At 66.6% G+C, this 19,865-nt stretch carries 16 protein-coding genes; 7 read left to right on the top strand and 9 right to left on the bottom strand.

Going from position 1 to position 19,865, the window contains the following annotated elements:
- Position 1 precedes the first annotated feature (1 nt).
- A complete protein-coding gene (locus ACQUS8_RS02120) occupies positions 2–1,081 on the top strand; it encodes a hypothetical protein (RefSeq protein WP_435096225.1) in 1,080 nt (359 codons plus the stop codon).
- 55 nt (positions 1,082–1,136) lie between these two features.
- Complete coding sequence (locus ACQUS8_RS02125) at positions 1,137–2,309, top strand: Cdc6/Cdc18 family protein (RefSeq protein WP_435096228.1); 1,173 nt, start codon at positions 1,137–1,139, stop codon at positions 2,307–2,309.
- A gap of 330 nt (positions 2,310–2,639) precedes the next feature.
- On the opposite strand, the gene ACQUS8_RS02130 is transcribed toward ACQUS8_RS02125, so the two are convergent.
- The 3 genes from ACQUS8_RS02130 to ACQUS8_RS02140 are packed head-to-tail and all read right to left on the bottom strand — an operon-like array spanning position 2,640 to position 7,053.
- Entirely contained in the window at positions 2,640–3,014 is a 375-nt protein-coding gene (locus ACQUS8_RS02130; protein WP_435096231.1) for a hypothetical protein, read from the bottom strand.
- Between the two features lie 45 nt (positions 3,015–3,059).
- Positions 3,060–3,998 (bottom strand): DUF368 domain-containing protein, encoded by a 939-nt coding sequence (locus ACQUS8_RS02135; protein ID WP_435096234.1) that lies wholly within the window; start codon positions 3,996–3,998, stop codon positions 3,060–3,062.
- 7 nt (positions 3,999–4,005) lie between these two features.
- Entirely contained in the window at positions 4,006–7,053 is a 3,048-nt protein-coding gene (locus ACQUS8_RS02140; protein ID WP_435096237.1) for an oligosaccharyl transferase, archaeosortase A system-associated, read from the bottom strand.
- A gap of 156 nt (positions 7,054–7,209) precedes the next feature.
- On the opposite strand from ACQUS8_RS02140, the gene aglG reads away from it, so the two are divergent.
- A complete protein-coding gene (aglG, locus tag ACQUS8_RS02145) occupies positions 7,210–8,133 on the top strand; it encodes a glucosyl-dolichyl phosphate glucuronosyltransferase (RefSeq protein WP_435096240.1) in 924 nt (307 codons plus the stop codon).
- On the opposite strand, the gene ACQUS8_RS02150 is transcribed toward aglG, so the two are convergent.
- Positions 8,121–9,074, bottom strand: a complete 954-nt coding sequence (locus tag ACQUS8_RS02150) for a hypothetical protein (RefSeq protein ID WP_435096243.1) — start codon at positions 9,072–9,074, stop codon at positions 8,121–8,123. The genes aglG and ACQUS8_RS02150 overlap by 13 nt on opposite strands.
- A gap of 82 nt (positions 9,075–9,156) precedes the next feature.
- On the opposite strand from ACQUS8_RS02150, the gene ACQUS8_RS02155 reads away from it, so the two are divergent.
- From ACQUS8_RS02155 to ACQUS8_RS02170, 4 genes are read left to right on the top strand one after another with little or no spacing between them, the layout of a single operon-like run.
- A complete protein-coding gene (locus ACQUS8_RS02155; RefSeq protein ID WP_435096246.1) occupies positions 9,157–10,236 on the top strand; it encodes a hypothetical protein in 1,080 nt (359 codons plus the stop codon).
- Between the two features lie 54 nt (positions 10,237–10,290).
- Positions 10,291–11,292, top strand: a complete 1,002-nt coding sequence (locus tag ACQUS8_RS02160) for a glycosyltransferase family 2 protein (RefSeq protein ID WP_435096249.1) — start codon at positions 10,291–10,293, stop codon at positions 11,290–11,292.
- A gap of 45 nt (positions 11,293–11,337) precedes the next feature.
- On the top strand, positions 11,338–12,906 hold the full coding sequence (locus ACQUS8_RS02165) for a flippase (RefSeq protein WP_435096252.1): 1,569 nt from the start codon (positions 11,338–11,340) through the stop codon (positions 12,904–12,906).
- Positions 12,907–12,950: 44 nt separating this feature from the next.
- A complete protein-coding gene (locus tag ACQUS8_RS02170; protein ID WP_435096255.1) occupies positions 12,951–13,835 on the top strand; it encodes a hypothetical protein in 885 nt (294 codons plus the stop codon).
- A 3-nt stretch (positions 13,836–13,838) separates the two neighbouring features.
- Here ACQUS8_RS02170 and glmS read toward each other — a convergent pair whose 3' ends face one another.
- The 5 genes from glmS to ACQUS8_RS02195 are packed head-to-tail and all read right to left on the bottom strand — an operon-like array spanning position 13,839 to position 19,783.
- A complete protein-coding gene (gene glmS / locus ACQUS8_RS02175) occupies positions 13,839–15,653 on the bottom strand; it encodes a glutamine--fructose-6-phosphate transaminase (isomerizing) (protein ID WP_435096258.1) in 1,815 nt (604 codons plus the stop codon).
- A gap of 3 nt (positions 15,654–15,656) precedes the next feature.
- Positions 15,657–16,811: a sugar phosphate nucleotidyltransferase gene (locus ACQUS8_RS02180; RefSeq protein ID WP_435096261.1), complete on the bottom strand. Its 1,155-nt coding sequence runs from the start codon at positions 16,809–16,811 to the stop codon at positions 15,657–15,659.
- Complete coding sequence (locus tag ACQUS8_RS02185) at positions 16,808–17,755, bottom strand: NAD-dependent epimerase/dehydratase family protein (protein ID WP_435096264.1); 948 nt, start codon at positions 17,753–17,755, stop codon at positions 16,808–16,810. Before ACQUS8_RS02185 ends, ACQUS8_RS02180 begins: the two co-directional genes overlap by 4 nt.
- Positions 17,752–18,645: an NAD-dependent epimerase/dehydratase family protein gene (locus ACQUS8_RS02190; RefSeq protein ID WP_435099246.1), complete on the bottom strand. Its 894-nt coding sequence runs from the start codon at positions 18,643–18,645 to the stop codon at positions 17,752–17,754. Before ACQUS8_RS02190 ends, ACQUS8_RS02185 begins: the two co-directional genes overlap by 4 nt.
- Positions 18,641–19,783 carry an NAD-dependent epimerase/dehydratase family protein gene (locus tag ACQUS8_RS02195; RefSeq protein WP_435096267.1) on the bottom strand — a complete coding sequence of 381 codons (1,143 nt, stop codon included), beginning with the start codon at positions 19,781–19,783 and terminating at the stop codon, positions 18,641–18,643. The genes ACQUS8_RS02190 and ACQUS8_RS02195 overlap by 5 nt, the downstream gene beginning before the upstream one ends.
- Positions 19,784–19,865: the final 82 nt, after the last annotated feature.

Below are 19,865 nucleotides of genomic sequence, written 5' to 3' on the forward strand. Positions count from 1 at the left end.
GATGTTCGTACCACTCCAAACCGTCCCGGTCATCGGGATGGAACTCGAGTCGTTCCTCGTGCTCGCGCTCACCGCGCTCGCCGGCGGCGCGTTCGGTGCGGCACTCGGCGCGCTCCCGTCCTTCGTCTTCACGGGCTTCGTCGTCTTCCTCGGTGAAGGCATCGCCATCCTCGAACGAGAGCTCGGCGGCCTCGACGTCATTCCGAAGGGCGAACTCGCCGCCGGAATTACTGGCGTCATCGGCTTCGGCGCCATCACCGGCCCGCACATCGCGTTCGCCGGCGGCGTCGCCGCCTCCGCCTACGTCGGGAAGAAGTACCCCGAGATGAACCCGAAGGGGTGGGACTACCACCTCGGGAAGAACATCACCGAGGCCTACGGCACCAAGCCGGACATCCTCGCCGTCGGCGCGATATTCGGCCTCCTCGGCATGCTCATCGCGCGCGTGAGCGGCGGCCTCGGCCTCCCGACCGACGGCATCGCGCTCTCCGTCTTCCTGACCGCCGTCATCGCGCGCGTCGTCTTCGGCTACCCCATCCTCGGCAAACCCGCCGGGAAGGGCTACTTCGACATGGGGCCGTTCGAGCGCGAGGAGCCGCGCGACCAACCCGAGGACGTGCCCGACGGGAACGCCGGCCGCCTCGCCGTCGAACCGTGGCTCCCCCACCAGTACAAGTGGCTGAACGTCGCCGTCATCGGCGTCGTCGGCGGCATCCTGGGTGGCTACATCTGGCTCCAGACGGAGAGCATCTTCCTCGGCTACGCCATCTCGGCGATGAGCCTGCTCTTCCTCAACCTCGGCGTCGCGAAGATCCCGGTCACCCACCACATCACGCTCCTGGGGTCGGTCGGCGCGGTGCTCGCGATGCCGATGTTCGGCAGTCCGTTCGTCGCGCTCGTCATGGCCGGCGCGTTCGGCGCGCTCACCGGCGTCGTCGGCGAGGCCTCCCAGCGCGTCTTCTACTCCCACTCCGGGACGCACGTGGACCCGCCCGCGATGGCCATCGCCGCGATGATGCTCGTCGTCGGCGTGCTCTACATCGTCGGCGTGCTCCCGAACGCAGGCTATCTGGGCCTCTAAGCCGGTACCCATCGCCTTTTCACCACGCAGTTGATACCCAAGACAACAACTCACGATGGACATCGACGCGAGGATACGGCGGCGACGACAGGGCGCTGACTCCCGGCGGCTCGTGCGGGACTACGACGCGCTCTCGCCGGTCGCCCACACCGACGAGCCGGCCGGGCGCGGACCGGTCGTCGAGCGACTGCTCGACCATCTCGACCCGGTGTTCGACGGTACGCTCCCGCCGAACGCGTACGTCCACGGGCCGTTCGGCTCGGGGAAGAGCGCCGTCGTGAGCGCGCTCTTCGAGCACCTCGGGCGACACTCGACACGGTCTCGGGAAGCCATCTACACGACGACACGGGCGCGCTCCTCGGCGACGCCGTGGTTCGTCTACGTGGACCTCCGCGAGACGTCGAGCGAGTTCGCGTTCTACCACCGCGTCCTCGACGCCCTCGTCGACGAGACGGTCCCGGAGCACGGCGTCGGCACGGACGACATCCGCTCGCGCCTCCACGACGTCCTCGGGGAGTCCCGGACGGGCGCCGTCATCGCGGTTGACCACATTGACGCGCCCGACGTCGAGGACGCCGCCCTCGTGGAGTGGTTCGCGGGCCTCCCGAGCAACGTCAGTTGGTTGGCGGTCGGCCGCGGCCACCCCGCCGAGGTCGCGCTCTGCGAGTACACCGCGCGCGACATCGGCATCGAGTCCTACCAGCGCCGCGTGCTCATCGACGTCCTGATGACGCGCGCGTCGAACGCCCTGACACGACAGGCGCTCGACCACCCGATGGCCCGCCGTCTCGCCGGGTGGGCGGACGGGAACGCTCACGACGCGCTCGCGGCGCTGTTCGTCGCCGTCGACCACGCCGAGCGGGCGGACCGGGACCACCTCGTCGAGGCGGACGTCTCGGCCGCCATTGAGGACGTCCCGCACCCCTCGGCGTCGCTCGGCGTCGTGTTGACGCTCTCGACGAACAAGCAACTCGTCCTGCGGACGCTCGTGGACCTCGACCGGGAGGAGCGCCGCTCGGTCACCGCGACCACGGAGGCGATTTCGGCTGCCCCCGACGTCGACCTCTCCCCTGGCACCATCAAGCGCTACCTCTACGAGATGGCGGAGGTCGGCATCGTCGAGCGCGTGCAGGCGACGGCTCGACCCGGGAAGGGGCGCTCGCCGAGCCGGGTCGAGCTCCGCTTCTCCCCGACGGCCTTCCGGAAACTCTACGACCTCCGCCAGTAGCGCACCCCGGTCCGTCCGCGCCGTCACACGTCCGAAGTATCAGTAAAGAATACACCAGCGAGCGCGCTCTCTGCGGAACCCCGAACGGCGGAAAACCTTAAGCATCTATGGTTATATCCACATACCATGTCTCACTCACCGGAGCAAGTGGCGCGCTACATCTGTAGTAGTTGTCAATTAGTGCACGCCGGCACACCGAGCCGGACGCCGGCGGGCAAACGACGCTTCGACCCTCCGGAGGCGTGCGGGGGCTGCGGGGAGGAGAAGCTCGTCCCCCTCGAAAACTGGATCCACTACAGCTCCGAAGAGTAGCCCCCTTTTCGCGCCGCGTCAGCGCCCGAGGACGAGCGGCACGTCCTCGACGTCGTCCGCCTGGTCGTCGGTGAACGCCGCGGCGTGCGCCGCCTCCGCGGCGGCGCGTTCCTCATCGCTCCAGTCGAGGCGGTCCGCGAAGTCCGCCCACACGCGCCCGGACACCGAGAGGTAGTAAGCGTCCGACGTGCGCTCGACGAGCGGGTCGTCGCGGAACGCCGTCCGCCACTCGTAGACGAGGTCGTCGACGCTCTCGACGCCGGGCGAGTCGCTCGCGAGCGACTGGAGCGCGCCGAGTGCGTCGGACAGGTCGGCGACCGAGAGCGGCGCATCGGCCGCGACGGCCTCGACGGTCGCGCGCGACACCGGCGTCTCAGGGTTCGGCTCGGACATACAGGAGCGAAGGCGCTCGACGACCTTGAGGCGTTCGCCGCCCCGTCAGTCGATGACGACGCCGCCGCCTGCGCGTTCGAGCGCGACGATGACGACGATACCGAGGAGCGCCGGCCCGGCGAACGCGAGGGCGACGCCCACGTCCACGGTCGCAACGTCGGCGAGCGAGAGGCGAATCGGCGCGCGGAGCGCGCCCGCCATCAGCGCGACGAGGAAGGTCAGCGTCGCCGCGTGGTAGTGCTCAAGCGCCCACGCGACGACGCGTGCGAACGAGAGGAGGCCGACGACGGCCCCGACGGTGAAGACAAGGAGCGTCGTACCCGAGTCGCCGAGCGCGCCGAGGTTCCCCGAGAGGACGGCGCCCGTCGCCTCGTGGACGGCACCAGTCATCCGGTCGTACTGGCCGAGCGTCAGGAGGATGAGCGACCCCGAGACGCCCGGGAGCACCATCGCGCAGATGGCGAGCGCGCCGACGAGGAACGTCACGACGGGACCCGTCGGCAACTGGCTCTGCGCGGGGCCGCTCGCGAGGAACGCGAGCACGAACCCGAGGACGGCGACGACGATGCGCCGTGGCGTCTCGAGGTCCACCTCGTCCAGGAGGACGAGCACGGACGCGAGCACGAGGCCGAAGAAGAACGCGTACGTCGCGACTGGATGGGTGTCGAGGAAGTACTGCACGAGGTTCGCGACGGTGACGACGGCCGAGACGAGGCCAACGCCGAGCACGGCGAGGAAGTGGACGTCCATCCGGACGAGTTCCCCGCGCACCGTCGCGCGGGCCTCCGCGTCAACGGGCGCGCGAACGGCCGGGCCGACGAGCGCGAGACACGCTCGCGGGTCGAGGCTGGCGACGGCGGCGACGAGCCGGCCGTAGATGCCGGTGATGAGCGCGATGGTGCCGCCCGAAACGCCCGGGACGGCGTCAGCCGCGCCCATCGCCACGCCCCGCAGGTAGACGCCCAGCCACTCGCGCGCCGTCATCGCGCGTTCAGGCCTCTGCCTCGCTCGGCGAGACGGACGGTTCGGCGAGCGACTGCGTTGAGGCGTTCCGCTCGACCGTCTGCAGTTGGCGCTGCTGGAGTGAGACGGTGACGTCCGTCTCGTTCGCGCCGTTCACCTGGCCCTCGGAGACGTGCGTGGAGCCGGTCCAGTAGCTTCCGTTCCCGATGGCGGTGAACTGGTAGGGGCTCTCAGCGCGCACGCTGACGTTCGTGTAGCCGTTCTCCGGGCCGTACTGGTCGTAGCCCGTCGTCGAGTACGGGAGCGTCATCGTGAACTCGCCGTCGGGGCCGGTCTGCGCACGCTGCGTGTAGGTGAAGTTCGAACCCACCTGCGTCGCCTGCATCGTCACGGACGCGGTGACGGTGGCGTTCGCGGGCCCGGTGCCGTGCACCGTCGCGCCGGGGACGCGCTCGTAGAGCTTCGCCCAGTAAGGCAGCTCCTGGAAGTACGAGCCACCGAGGCGCTGCTGGAGCGAGATCGCCTGGTCGCTCAGGCCGACGAGCCGGTAGTGCTGGAGCGCGGGGACGTACTCACTCGGGTAGCGCCCGACGCCACCGAGTTGCGACGTCGAGTCGTTCGCGACGTACGCGCGAGCTTCAGCGGTCGAGTTGAACTGCTTGACGACCTGCGTGCTGCTGTCGGCGACATAGAGGTCACCCTGCGTCTGGCCCCAGTCGAGGACCACCGCTTGCGGGCTCATCGCGGAGCCCTGATAGCGGAACAGGCGGACCATCATCGAGTCGTAGTACTTCTGGGTGTGTGCGTACGTCCGGAGGCTGTAGCCGGCCGTCCGGTTGCCCTGGTAGATGGGGTGGTAGAACTCGAACTGGCTCGCGTTCTCCGCGAAGACGATGGGCGCCGTGTACTTCGAGTAGACGGACGCCATCTGCCAGTCGACGGCGACGTAGCGGGTGCGCTCGTTCGGTGCGCCCTTCGAGTCGAGGATGTTGTTCGCCGTCGTCTCGTTGCCGGCGAGCAGGTAGTTTGCGGCGTAGCGCGCGTTACCCTGGAACGGGTTGGCGACCGGGATGCGCTCGCCGAGCACCGTAATCCAGTGCCCGTAGTCCCACCAGCTCATCACGCCGTAACTGCCGTTCGGATAGGCGTAGTCGCTGGTCTCCTGATAGGTGCCGTAGTAATCGAGCTGCGCCGCGTTACCGGCGCCGCCGAGGTTCCCCTCCTCGGGGGTATTGTTCTGCATCCAGTCGAGCATCGGGTTCCACCCGAGCACCGACCCGGGCTGAGCGGAGCCACCCACCTGTGCGGCGGTGTTCGTCTGAAGCTGTCCCTGCGGCGTGCTGAGGCTCACGGACATCGTGAGCGGCGCGACAAGCAACAGCAGGACGGCGACGACGGCGATGACCTGCGTCGACTCCACGTTCTGCACGGCGTCGCGGGCCGAGCCGAGATCGACGTACTCCGAGTGGAGGACGGTCGCGCCGGCGTAGCCGCTGAGAACCGCGACTGGCACTGCGAGGTAGTAGTTGAAACGGATCTGCGTGAACGCCGCCGCGATGAGGAACAGCGTCCAGACGACGACGAAAGACTGCTCGGCGTCGTGGTCGCCGAGGACGAGCGAGGCGAGCAACAGCCCGCCGACGATGACGAGCCCCGCAATCGTCGGGGAGAGCGCGCCGCCCGCGACGGTCGAGTTCAGCCAGCCGACGATGCCCGGAATGAGGCTGGGCACCGCGACGACGATGCCGGTGACGACGAACGCGACGACTGCGAACCAGCGCTCGCGGTCGTTCCCGGTGCCGTAGAATGGCCGCCAGATGAGCCACGCGAGCGCGCCCAGCATCGCGAAGAAGCCGAGACCGTAGTAGCTGAAGAACATCGCGAAGCGCGACCCGCCGTAGCGCGAGAGGCTGGAGAGCCACGGTTGGGCCTCACCGACGGTGCGCTGGGCGGCCGTGCCGCCGAACCCGACGAACCGCATCAGGTTCTTCACAAGGCCGCTGAAGACGTCGGGCATGACCACGGAGACGAGTCCTGCGCCGACGAGGACGATGCCGAAGACAGCCACGGGGTAGAGCGAGCGGTCGACGTTCCGTGCCTCGAATTCCCGTGAGAGCCACGCGAGGAAGACGCAGGCGACGGCGACGCCGAGGGCGCCGACGACCTGCAGGAGCGAGTACTTGACGGCGACGAAGCCGACGGTGCTGAACGGCACGAACATCAGAACGCCCGCGACCGCCATGCTCGTCACGCCGACGAACGCGAGGTGGTCGGGGCTCCGGCCGTTGTAGTGGACGCTCGCGAGTTTCACGAGGAAGAAGGTGCCGACGATGCCGACGAGCAGGACGCCGGGTGGCCACGCCCACATGTAGAGTGCGGCAATAATGCCGGCGAGTGCGCTCCAGCCGAGGACGGGCTTCAGGGCGGCCCATTCGCGTGCGAGGACCTGCTCCCAGACAGGACGGTCGCGCTCGGCGACGTGGAGCGCGACGAGGAGGGCGACCACCGCCGACGCCTGGAAGAGCGGTTCGGCGATGTTGTGGTCGGCGGTACCGACGAGGCTGCGCTGGAGGAACATCCCGGGGAGCACCGCGAGGACGGCGGCGGCGATGACGCCCGCGGAGCGGCCCGCGAGACGCTTCCCGAGATAGTACGTCGGAATCGCCACGAGCGCGCCGACGACGACGGGCGTGAACAGGACGGTGAGGCCGACGAGGTGCTCGCTGGGACTGCCGAGCCCCAGAATCAGGGCGGCCGTCGCCATTAGCTGGTCGAACAGCGTGCCGAACTGGTCGACGCTCGTCCCATACGGGAACTCCGTCCACGGGTCGAACGGCATCGTCTGCGGCCAGTGTTTGACCGTGTACATGGTGTTCCGGTAGTGGTACCATGGGTCGTTCCCGCCGAAGAACACCTGTCCGTTCCGAACGAACTGTTGCCAGGACTGTGCTCGGACCCACAGCATGAACGCCATGAGGAGCGCGAGCACGGGGACCTGGTACCAGTCCGCCGCTAAATCGAGGACCGAGCGCCCGGCGATGGAGGGGCCGCCGGACCGGTCGGTATCGTCGCTCATTGTGTTCGTGGAGACGCAAAGTGAGGATAAGCCTTGTCATATGCCTACGGCGGAACCCGTCCGTCTCACGTCCGTCAGACGATGTGTCCGGATTCTTCACTCGCCCGACGGCGGTAGAAATCCCTTTGTCGACCCCTCCATTAGGTGGAGGAAACGATGCGCGTCTCCGTCGTCCTCTGCACCTACACGCTCGAGGAGTACGACCACTTCCGCGAGGCCGCGAACAGCGTGCTCGCCCAGACCCACGAGGACGTCGAACTCGTCGTCGTCGTCGACGGCTACGAGGACGTCTATGACGTCGTCGCCGACGACTACGGCGACCACCCCGACGTGCAGGTCCACTGCAACGACGAGAACGAGGGCCTACTCGTCAGTCGTAACCGCGGCGCCGAGTACGCCACCGGCGACGTCGTCGCGTTCATCGACGCCGACGCCGTCGCCGCACCCGACTGGGCCGCCGAACTCGTCGCGAGCTACGAGGCCCACGACGCCATCGCGGTTGGCGGGAAGATGACGCCGCGCTGGGTCGCCGGCAAGCCCGCCTTCCTCCCCGCGGAGTTCTACTGGCTCGTCGGCGTCACCCATCGCGGCTTCGCCGACGGCGAGGGCGAAGTCCGGAACACCTTCGGGTCGAACATCTCCTTTCGTGCGGAGGTCTTCGGGGAGCTCGGCGGCTTCGACCCCGAAATCGGTGGCCGAAAGGGCGAGAAGAACCTACAGGGTGGCGAGACCGAACTCTGCGCGCGCATGCGTGAGGAGTACGGCGAGGGCGTCTGGTACAACCCCGACGCCGTCGTCGAACACAAGGTCTTCGACTACCGCACCGACCCGCGCTGGCTCGCCGACCGGGCGTTCTGGCAGGGCTACTCGAAGCGCGCGATGGAGACCATCCTGCCCGAGACTGGCGGCGAGGAGGGAGATTTCTTGAAACACCTCGTCACCGACGCGACGCCCGCACACGCTCGTGACGTCGTCCGGCAGCCGTCGTTCGCAAGCGTCGCACAGTTCGTGATGCTCTACGTCTTCACGGCGCTCGTCGGTGCAGGGTATCTGTACGGGACCGTGGACTACTCGGCGTAGCCGAGCATTCGGAGGCGCTCGTTCGTCTCCTCGCTCACCTCGCGGTCCGTGCGCGTCGGCTCCTCGGCCGTCACGGACCGGCGCTCCCCGTTCTGATGCGTGAGCCACGGGACGTCGGTGAGTGCCGGAATCAACACGCCGAGCGGGTGGCCGTAGACTCGGACCGGGAACGGCCACGCGCGCTCGCCCATCGCGTTCCCGTGGTCCGACGTCACGGCAATGCGGCCGTCGAGTTCCGTGAGGAGGAGACGAACGGACGGCCACGCGTACTCAAGATTCGCCCGGTACGCCTCCCAAACCTCCTCGTAGGATGCCTCGCCCGCCTCCAGCATCTCGAACGGCGTCCGCTGGCGCCGTGTCGAGTCCTCGTTCCCGAGTGCCTGCTCGCGGATAGCAACGGTGTCTCGCTCACCGAGTCGGACGTCGCCGACGAACGGCGCGTGGGGCTGGAGGAAGTGGCTGATGATGCGCTTGTCAGGATACTGTTCGGCGACGTCAAGAGTACGATCAGCCATCGTCTCAGGCGTGACAGTCTGGCGGTCGTCGTCCCACCCATCCTTCCAGACGGACTCGACGGCGTGGAACGTCCCCTCGGGAAGATCCGTGTCGACGTAGGGGTTCCCCGTGACGTAGACGATGTCGTGGAAGGTACCGTCGCCGAAGTTCTCCGCGAGGAATCCCGGCGTTCCCGACTGGACGCTCGTCCGCCGGTCAAGCGTTCCGGGAAGTGGGTCGTCCTCGTACACGTCCTCGAAGAGGTCGAACCGGCAGGCGTCGAGGACGACGAGGTGGTCCCAGTCTTCCTCGACAACTGGGTCGGCGTCGGGGCGGCCAGGGCCGGTGAAGTAGCGGCTCACGGCGTGCGTCAGGAAGCGCTTTCGCCACCACGTCCGATCAGCGCCGTGTTTCCGAATCTCTGAGAGGGCGTACCGGAAGTTCATACACCCGCGTAATGCTGGTGGCATTAAGTCGTTGTTCCCCTGTTCCAGCAGAATTATGCCGAGTCGGTGTCGGTTGAGAACTATGTCCGGCACCGTCCTCCTTGTCTCTAACCGACGCCCGACGGACTCGGGTGGCCGTGCGGAAAAAGTCGCCACCCGCAAACGCCTCTTGGAGAACCACGGATGGCACGTCGTCGTCGCGCACGCGCCCGAACCGTACGTTTCGGGGTTCCCCGAAGCGCTCGCCCGCTGTCTCCGCACCGGATATCGCGAGGGCGTCGACGCCGTCGTCTCCATCAACAACCCGTTCCACTTGCATCTCCTCGGCTACCTCACGAGTCGCGCCCTCCGAACGCCGTGGCTCGCGGAGATACGGGATCCCATCGCCACGCATCCGGACCGCGACCCGGATTCGCCGGTGACGTGGGCGGCGAAGGCCGTCGAACGTCTCGTCGTCCGCGAAGCCGACCATGTCGTCTGGTTCGACGGCATCCAACTTCCCGACGACTACTTCGAACGCTATGACGTCCCCGACGAGCGAGTCGTTCAACTCCCACCAATAGGCTACGAGAAGGCGAAGTTCGACGCCGCGGGCAGGGCCGACTACGAGACGTTCACCGTGACGTACGCCGGGTCGTTCTACGAGGGATGGATCGAGCCGTACACGTTCATCGACGGGCTCGAAACGTACGTCGAGCGGACGGGTGAGCGCGATCTCCGCGCCCAGTTCTACGGCGATTGGAATGACGACTATCAGCGCGCCGTCGAACGCGCTGGCGTCGCGGACCTCGTGGAGACACACGACTTCGTCCCCCACGAGGAAATCGTCCCCGTGCTGAAAGGCACGGACGTCCTCCTCTACGTCGGCGGTGACGACCCCGGAAATCGTCTGAACCTCCCGTCGAAACTCTGGGACTACGTCGGCGCTCAGCGTCCGATACTCGCCGTCGTCGACCCGTCGTTCCGCGTTGCCGACTTCATCGAGACACACGGTCTCGGCCTCGTCGCGGACGTGGACGACCCCGACGCCGTCGCGGACGCTCTCGTTGCGTTCCGCGACGACTACGAATTCACGCCGGACGACTCGGTATTCGAGGAGTACACCCGCGAGCGGAGCGCTGAGCGCATTGCGGGCGTTCTCGACGACATCACGGAGTCCTAGTGGGGCAGCGGGCAATCGTCACGTTGAAGCGCGGTAGACGAGAGTCGTATGTCAATGGCGGACTCTTCGGAGGTGGTCGTCGGCATTGCCACCTACAACAATGTCGACACCATCGATCGGACGATGGAGATGGTGCTCGGGCAGACGCGGCCGCCGGACCGTCTCGTGTTCTGCGACAAGAGCACCGACGGGACGCGCGAACAGATCGAATCCTACGCGGACTCGGATCGCGACACGACTATCGAGGTTATCGGCCAGTCCGGTGACGGGGTCGCAGACGCGTACGACGAGATACTGAATCACATTCAGGGCGAATACGACGTCTTCGCCACGGTCCAGACGGACCTCATCGTCGACGACGAGTGGCTGGAAGATCACCTCGACGTACACGCCGAGCACCCTGAGATAGACATGGTTATGGGTGACTACAAGGGAAATGAGCCGACCGACCGCGAGGTCGAGCCGGACGAGCGGCCGTATTACGTCGGACGGAACTTCTCTGCGAAGGCCGGCGTACTTGAGCGTATCGACGGCTGGGACCCGAACTTCCTCCGTGGGGAGGACTGGGACATGCGCATCCGTCTTGCCGGCGCGGGGACGCGCGTCTACGCGAAGACTGAGCTCGGCTACGAATGGCAGCAGGGGACTGACGACCCCTACGTCACGCTCTCGAAGGCGAAGCGAAAACCCACCTCGGTGACGTTCCTCTCGAAGTACGGGCCGTGGTACGCGCGCTTCCACCCCTCGCACGTCATTTCGGACGGGCTCAGTCTCGCGTCCGTCCTCGGCGCAGTCGGCACTGTCGGCTTCCTCTCAGTCTCGCCGACGCTCGCAGCGCTCTCGGCAATCGTCTTCTCGCTCTCCGTCGTCGTTTACTGGGTCGCCCACCTCGCTCTGCGCGGCGGCGTCGACGAGGACGTCATCGTCGGCCCGACGCGTAAGCAACTACTGAACGGTATCGCCGTCCTCTACGCGTACAATCGCGTCGTCCGCGGAGACGTCGACTGGAACACGAGTGGGTTCGACCCGGAGAACATCCCACGCTACAAGTTCTGAGTGGGAAGCGAGAGTCTGAAGTTCACACCGCATTGACTCCCCATAATGGGTGACGAGAAGGGAGACTCGACGGACGAGTTGAGTACGTCCGACGCGTTCAACTCCGTTCGGACGGTCTTCAAGGGCGGCGGAATCATCTTCGTCGGCCTCATTCTCGAGCTCGGCATCTCCTTCGTAGGTAAACTCATCATCGCACAGGAACTCGGTCCTGTCGACTACGGAGGTGTCTCGCTCGGCATCACGACAGCGTCAATCGGTTCGATACTCCTTACACTCGGGCTCAGGCAGGGTATCGGGCGTTACCTCCCGCGGTATACTGCCAACAGTGAACGTCGCTCGATTCTCGTTTCGTCGTTCCGGGTGGCAATTCCGGCATCTATCTCCGTCGCCACGCTGGGGGTACTGGTTGCACCGACAGTAGCCAGGTACGTCTTCGACGATCCAGGTCTGGCGCCGATACTCCGAATATTCGTCATCGCCGTTCCGTTCGGCGTCGTGATGCATCTCGCCCTTGGAGCAGTACAAGGGTCACAGCGGACGCTTCCGAAGGTTGCCATCCAGAATATCACGTATCCGTCGGTGCGCTTTCTCGGTATCATCGTCGCGGTGCTCTTCGGACTCGGTTCGATTGGTGTCTCCTACGCCTATCTCGCGTCGTATATCTGTGCGGCCGCGGGTGGCATCTACTATCTCTATACGCGAACCACGCTGTTCGACACTGACATCCCCGTCGAGAACAGCACGCGAGAGCTACTCTCCTTTTCACTTCCACTCGTCGTCAGTAGTGCGATGAGCATCATTCTGGCCGACCTCGATATGTATATGTTAGGTATATTCGATGGGACAGGTGCTGTCGGCCTCTACAACGTCGCCTATCCACTCGCAAATCTGCTAACGGTAGGTATCGGTGCCTTTGGGTTTCTCTTCATGCCCGTTCTGTCGGAGATCGACGCGAGCGGTGACACCGAGCAGATGTCGAACCTCTACCAGCTTGTGACGAAGTGGATCGTGTTCGCGATGTTCCCACTCTTCCTCGTCCTCGTCACCTTCCCCGAATGGACCATCCAGTACACGTTCGGTGCGGAATACGTTCCGTCGGCAACGGCGCTGGCAGTGCTGGCAGTTGGGTTCTTCGGTCACACCGCCTTCGGCTTGAACAAGAACGCGCTCACGTCACTGGGCTACACCCGTCTCGTGATGATCGACGACGCTACTGTTGCTGCCTGCAACGTCGTCCTCAACCTCCTCCTCATTCCGGACTACGGGCTCCTCGGCGCCGCCGTCGCTACTACTCTCTCCTACGCCCTGCTAAACACCCTCTACTCCTTCCAACTCTACCGGCGAACGGGTGTCCAGCCGTTCACCCGTCGTCTGGTTATCGCCCCGGTTGTCGGCGCTGCTGCTCTCTGGGGCGGGTTCGTCGTTCTCCGTCTGTACTGGAACGGCTCGTTCGTATCAATCGTCTGCCTCCTCACGTTCGCGTTCATCATATACGGGGTAGCAGCCGTCCGGTTCGGACTCGATGCAGAAGACGTCCGACTCGTTCTCAGCTTCGAGGAGCGGTTCGACGTTGACCTCGGCCCGGTCAAAATCGCTGCACGCTTCCTCCGTTAGCACGCAGACATTAGGATTAATGGGGTTGTCACCATTCTTCGAGTATGAGCCAGTTACTCGGTCAAGTCCTTTCGCTCCTCCCAGGGAACACCATCGATACCGGCCTTCGAACGCTCCGGAAACTCCGCCTCAGGAAGGGACGTCACGTTCTTGAATACGACTGGGACGTCCTCGTCATCCTGGACGCTTGTCGGTACGACATGTACCAAGACATTATCGGGCGTGGTGAGGCAGTCCTCTCACGTGCGAGCACGTCGACAGAGTGGATGGATACAACGTTCGACGACCGACACGCTGACGAGTTCGACGACCTAGCCTATATCTCTGCGAACCCGTTCTCAAAGCGCCTCGATGAGTCGAAGTTCGGCCTCGTCGATCACGTATGGCGCGAGCATTGGGACGACGATATTGGGACGATACCCGCCGGCCCCGTCACAGACCACGGTATCACGGCCGCTCGCTCGGAGCAGTTCGACCGCGTCGTCCTCCACTACATGCAACCCCACTTCCCCTTCATCGGGAGCGAACAGTTCGGCCGCCTCGGGCGGGCCGGGTTCGGAATGGAAGGGGAGGAGAGTCAGAACGTCTGGCATATGGTACAGGATGGCGAGGTCAAGGCGGAGGACGCAATCGAGGCATACTACGACAACCTCCGTTACGTCTACGAGTACGTGGAAACGCTGCTCGAGAACGTCGACGGGCGCGTGGTGATAAGTGCGGACCACGCGAACGCGCTCGGGGAGTGGAACCTGTGGGGGCATCGCGCGTACGTTCCGTTCCGCGCCGTGCGCGAGGTGCCGTGGGACGTCCGCGACTGTGAGGACGAGCGGACGTACGAGCCCGATGCGTCGCTCGCCGACCTCCGCGGCAGCGGTGCCGACGAGGACGTCACCGAACGCCTCCGCTCGCTCGGCTACGTCGACGAGTAGCGACTACTCCACTGTCACGCTCTTCGCCAAATTCCGGGGCTTATCTATCGCCCGTCCCTTCAGGTTCGCGACGTGGTAGGCGAAGAGTTGCATGTAGACGTTCGCGACGAGTGGTTCCATCTCGCCGAGGTCGGGGATGTCGAACGCGGCGTCGATGAACTTCTCGCCGTGGCCGGCGGAGTGGCAGCCGATGACGGGTGCGCCGCGGGATTCGGCTTCCTTGACGCTGTTGAGTGTGGCGTCGGGGCGCGCGCCCTCGGTGAGGACGGCGAGCACCGGCGTCTGGTCGGTGACGAGCGCGAGCGGGCCGTGTTTGAGTTCGCCGGCGGGGAAGCCTTCGGCGTGGTCGTAGCTGATTTCCTTGAGTTTGAGCGCGCCCTCTAAGGCGACGGGGTGACCGAGGCGGCGGCCGATGAAGAAGAACGCCTCGGAGTCGGCGTACTCCTCGGCGACGGCGCGGACGCCGGCGTCGGCGTCGAGCGCCTGCTGAACGGCACCGGGGAGACCCCGAACGTCGCCCAGTATCTCGCTGGCTTCGGTCGCGGAGAGCGCGTCACGCTGGCGACCGACGTGGACGGCGAAGAGTGCGAGCGTCGCGACCTGCGAGACGAACGTCTTGGTGGCGGCGACGCCGATTTCGGGACCGGCGCGGATGTAGAGCGTCTCGTCGGCGGTCCGGGTGACGGAGGAGCCGACGGTGTTGGTGACTGCGAGCGTGCGCGCGCCGGTGCGGGCGGCGTCGCGGAGCGCACCGAGCGTCTCGGCGGTTTCGCCGGACTGGGTGACGGCGACGACGAGCGTCCGCCACGGGTCGCGCCCGCCCTTGAACTCGTACTCGCTGGCGACGTGGACGGTGACCCGAACGTCAGCGTGTTCCTCGAGGAGTTTCGCGGCGTAGAGGCCGGCGTGGTATGAGGTGCCACAGGCGACGATCTGTATCTCCTCGAGCGAGCGCAGGTACTCCTCGGGGAGTTCGAGGTCGAGGTCGACGGTCCCCTGCATCTCGTCGACGCGCCCGGAGAGCGTCTGGCGGAGCGCCTGCGGTTGCTCGTGAATCTCCTTGAGCATGTAGTGGTCGTAGCCGCCCTTCTCGGCGGCGTCGGCCTCCCACTCAATCTGTTCGACGCCGCGCTCGACGGGCTCGCCGTCGTGTTCGACGGTGACGCCGTCCGGGGTGACGACGGCGACGTCGCCGTTCTCGAGGTAGGTGACTTCGCGGGCGTACTCGAGGAAGGCGGTGACGTCGCTCCCGACGAACGTCTCGTCGTCGCCGTGGCCGACGCAGAGCGGCGAGTCTTGCCGCGCGAGGAAGATTTCCTCGCTGTCGCCGACGACCATCGCGAGCGCGAAACTGCCCTCGAGGCGCTCGACGACCGCCGCGAAGGCCTCCTTCGCGGACGCGCCGTCCGCAAGTTCGTCCTCGACGAGGTGGGGGACGACTTCGGTGTCGGTCTGGCTCGCGAAGGTGTGGCCCGTCGCTTCGAGGTCCTCCTTCAGGGCGTCGTAGTTGTCGATGATGCCGTTGTGGACGACGGCGACGTCGCCCGTGCAGTCGGTGTGCGGGTGGGCGTTGGTGTCCGTGGGTTCGCCGTGGGTCGACCAGCGCGTGTGGCCGATGCCGACCGTCGCCTCGGAGGACTCGGGAAGCGACGCGCGGAGTTCCGAGACCTCCCCGACGGTCTTGTAGACGGTGACGTCGTCGCCCTCGCGGAGCGCGACGCCCGCGGAGTCGTACCCCCGGTATTCGAGGTTCGAGAGGCCGCTGGCGAGGCGCGGGAGGGCGTCGCGGTGGCCGGCGTAACCGACGATTCCGCACATGGGTTAGGCCCTCCGGACGAGCGCGCCCGACGGAATCGTCCCGTCGACGTGTGCGCCCGTCTCGACGTCCACGCGGTTGCCGACGACGGTGCCGGGTGCGAGCGTCGAAGCGCCGCCGATACGGGCGTTGTCGCCGACGACGGCGCCGAGCCGGACGTCCTCGTGGACGTGGCCGTTCACGGCGACGTCGGCCTCGCCGCCTTCGATAGTGGCGTTCGCGGCGATAGTGGCGTTCTCGCCGACGACGGCGTCCCGGACGACGGCGCCGGCGCCGATGGTGGCGTCCGGGAGGACGACGCTGTTCGAGACGACGGCGTTCGCGCCGACGTCGACGTTGTCGCCGAGCGACGTCCCGGTGAGGACACGCGCGCCCGGTCGGACGCGGGCGTCGGCACCGACGGCGACGTCGCCAACCACGGTGGCGTCCTCGGAGACGCGCGCGGAGTCGGCGGTCGCCGCCTCAACGACGTGGTCGTTCACCCGCAGCAGGTCCCAGAGATAGGAGACGTCGAGCCACCGTCCGCGGAGCATGACGGCGGTGACGGTGTCCTCCGTGGCGAGGCGTTCGAGGGTGTCCGTCACGGCGAGCTCGCCCTCGGAGTCCGTCTCGCGGAGCGCGTCGAAGACGTCGGCGGTGAAGCCGTAGATGCCGGCGTTCACGACGTCCGAGGGGGTCGCGTGGCGCGGCGGTTTCTCGACGATGTCGACGACGGTGTCGCCCTCGAGGGTGACGACGCCGTAGTCGCTGGGGCGTGAGGCGCGCGCGACAGCGAGCGTCGTCGCCCCGCTCTCCTCGAAGGAGTCGACGACGCGCGCGATGTCGTCGGCCTCGATGATGCGGTCGCCGTTCAGCGCGACGAACGGCTCGTCGACGTACTCTTCGGCCTGCAGGACGGCGTGACCGGTGCCGAGCTGTTTCTCCTGGACGGCGTACTCGATGTCGACGCCCCAGTCGTCGCCGTCGCCGAAGTAGCTCTGGATGCGCTCGCGCCGGTAGCCGACGACGAGGACGATGTCGTCGATGCCTGCCTCGGCGACGGCGTCGACAACGTGCTCGAGGAGCGGACGGTTGCCGACGGGGAGCATCGGTTTCGGGCGCGTCTCGGTGAGCGGTTGGAGGCGGGTGCCTTCGCCCGCCGCGAGAATCACGGCCTTCATTGTGCCAACAGCTCCCTGACGGTCTCCTCGACGGTGTGTTCGGCCTCGAAGCCGATGACGTCCTCCGTCTTCGAGGTGTCGACGGTGAAGTCCTCGCCGGCGGCCTCGGAGCCGCGCGGGTTCTCCACGATGTCGACGTCAATGTCGCGGTCGAGGACGTCCGCGGCGGCGTCCTGGACGAGCTCGGCGATTTCGAGGATGGAGTACTCCTCGCCGCTCGCGATGGGGAGGGTGGTCGCCCCGGCGTCGGCATCCATGAGCGCCTCGAGCGAGAGCGGATACGCCCGTGCAACGTCCTTCACGTGGACGAAGTCGCGGGACTGCGTGCCGGGCGCATGGACTTCGAGGGGCTTGCCCTGTTTCGCGCGGTCGACGAAGATGTTGATGACGGTGTTCTTCCCGATGCTCCGGCCGTTCATCTCGTGGTGGCCGTAGAGGTTCGACTTCATGTAGACGTGGGCGGGGAACTCCCCGCGCGCGAGGTCGTGGATGTCGTCCTCGCTCATCTTCTTCGTCAGCCCGTAGTGGTTCACGGGTGCGCGCTGGTTGTCGGCGGTGATGGGGAACTCCGTGGGTTCGCCGAGGATGGCCATGCTGCACGGGAAGACGAGCGGGAGGTTCCGTTCGCGCGCGAGCCACGCGACGGTCTCGGTGCCCCGGACGTTCACGTCGAACGCCTTGCGCTCGTTTTCCGCACAGGACTGGACACCGCTGATGGCGGCGAGGTGCATCACGGCGTCCACGTCGTCGAAGGCGTCGCGGAGCGCCGCCTCGTCGCGAACGTCGAGTTCTCGGACTGTACGGCCGTCGATTTCGGTGACGTCACCGTTGCTGAAGTCGTCCACGGGGACGACGTCGTGGCCGTCGGCGAGCAGTTCGCGCGTGACGCGCGACCCGATGTAGCCGGCGGCGCCGGTGACGCCGATGGTGTGTGTCTCGGTCATGCTTGGAAGCGCTCTTTGAGGTCGGCGATGCCCTCGCTGAGGTCGTGGGTCGGCTCGAAACCGCGTTCGCGCATCTTCTCGAAGCGGACGTGGTAGGACGGGCCGGGGTCCTCCCCCGCGAGGTAATCGGTCTCGACGTCGCGCTCGGCGACGTCGGCGACGGCCTCGGCGATATCCTCGATACGGAAGTTGTCGAGGCCGACGTTATAGGTGCCGGCAGGCCAGTCGAGCGCGGCGGCGAACGCCCGCGCGGCATCCGTCACGTGGAGGAACGGCCGCCAGTTCGTCCCGTCGCCGTAGACGGTGAGCGGTTCGCCCGCGAGCGCGCGGAAGACGAACGTGTTGACGACGAGGTTGAAGCGGACGCCGGGCGAGTAGCCGAAGTTCGTCGCGAGTCGCAGGCTCACGTCCGTGCACTCGCGCTCGGCGACGATGTCCTCGCAGGCGAGTTTCGACTCGGCGTAGGGGTTGCCGGGTGCGGGTTCGGCGTCCTCGTCGAGTTCCTCCGCGTAGGTGTCGCCGTAGACGTTACAGGAGGAGGCGAGGACGAACGTCTCGACACCGGCGGCTTCGGCGGCGTCCGCGACGACTTCGGTGCCGTGGACGTTGACGTCCTCGACGCGTTCGCGCATCTCGTGGGACTGGGCGGCGCCCGTGACGGCGGCGAGGTGAATCACCGCCTCGACGCCGTCCATCGCGGCCTCGACGTCGTCGGGGTCGCGGATGTCGCCGCGGTGGAAGTCGACGTCGGGGAGCGACGTCCCCATGAGGTTTCGCGGACTGGAGAGGCTGAAGTCGTCGAGGACGCGCACGTCGTGGCCCGCCTCGAGGAGGTGGGGGACGAGCGCGCTCCCGATGTAGCCCGCGCCGCCGGTGACGAGGACGTTAATCGGAGAGCACCCCCGGCAGGAAGCGGTCCTCGTGGGCGGCGATGCGCTCCTCGTGCTCGACGAGCGTGCCGAGCACCTGGCGGATGCCCGCCTCCAGACCCATCTCGTCGTCGACGAGCGACTGGAAGTTCTCGTTGTCCATCTCCATCTTGTGCTCCTCGTCCTCCTCGCGCGGGTTCTCGAAGTGCTCGACGTCGGCGTCGAGGCCGAACTCCTCGCCGACCTCCGCGATGGTCTCGGCGAGCTCGACGATGGCGACGGGCCGGTTCACCTGGTTGTAGACGGTGACGTCGTCCTCGGCGTCCGGGCCCTCCTCGACGAGCGTCACGAGGCTCTCGACGGTGTCCTCGAGCGTGACCATCGGCTTGCGCTGTTCGCCCTTCCCGTAGACGGTGATGGGGTAGCCGGCGACCGCCTGCGCGCAGAAGCGGTTGACGACGGTGCCGAAGTAGTAGTCGAAGTCGAAGCGCGTCGGGGAGTCCTGCGCCTTCGTCTCCTCGGTCTCGGTGCCAAAGACGATGGCAGTGCGGACGTCGCTGATGGGCATGTCCCACTCGCTGCTCGCGAGGCGCATGTTGCCGGCGTCGAAGGCCTTCGTCTGGTGGTACCACGAGCCGCCCATCGCGGGGAACGGGACGTCGTCGGACTCGCCGCCGTTCGACATCTCCGCCTCGCCCTCGGGGATGGGGAACTCGGGCGCGCCGTAGACGCCGGTGGTCGTCGTCTCGATGAAGTGCGTGTCGTCGAGGCCGGCCTCGTGCAGGCAGTGCAGGAGGTTGAGCGTCATCGAGACGTTGTTCCGCTGGGTGAAGAGCGCGCGCTCGCCGTTGATGCCCGCGTAGACGGCGGAGGGCTGAGCGGCGGCGTGGAGGACGGTGTCGGGCTCGTAGACTTCGATGAGTTGCTCGACGAACTCCCGGTCGGCGAGGTCACCCTCGACGTAGGAGAGCCCCTCGACGTCCTCGAAGCGTTCCTCGGGCTCCTCGATGGGGACGGCGGAGACGCTGCCGGACTCGGCGACCCACTCGCGCCGATAGCCGTTGTCGACGCAGACGATGCGGTCGTCGAGACGCTCTGCGAGTCGGAGTGCGGTCGGCCAGCCGACGTAGCCGTCGGCACCGGTGAGGAGTACCGTCATGGTTACTCAGAATGTGAGTAACTACGGGCATAAGTCTTCCGTCCGTTCGCACGGCGCCGTCACGCGCCACTTCAGGGCGATT

Source organism: Halarchaeum sp. P4, from assembly GCF_051195175.1.
Taxonomy (GTDB): Archaea; Halobacteriota; Halobacteria; order Halobacteriales; family Halobacteriaceae; genus Halarchaeum.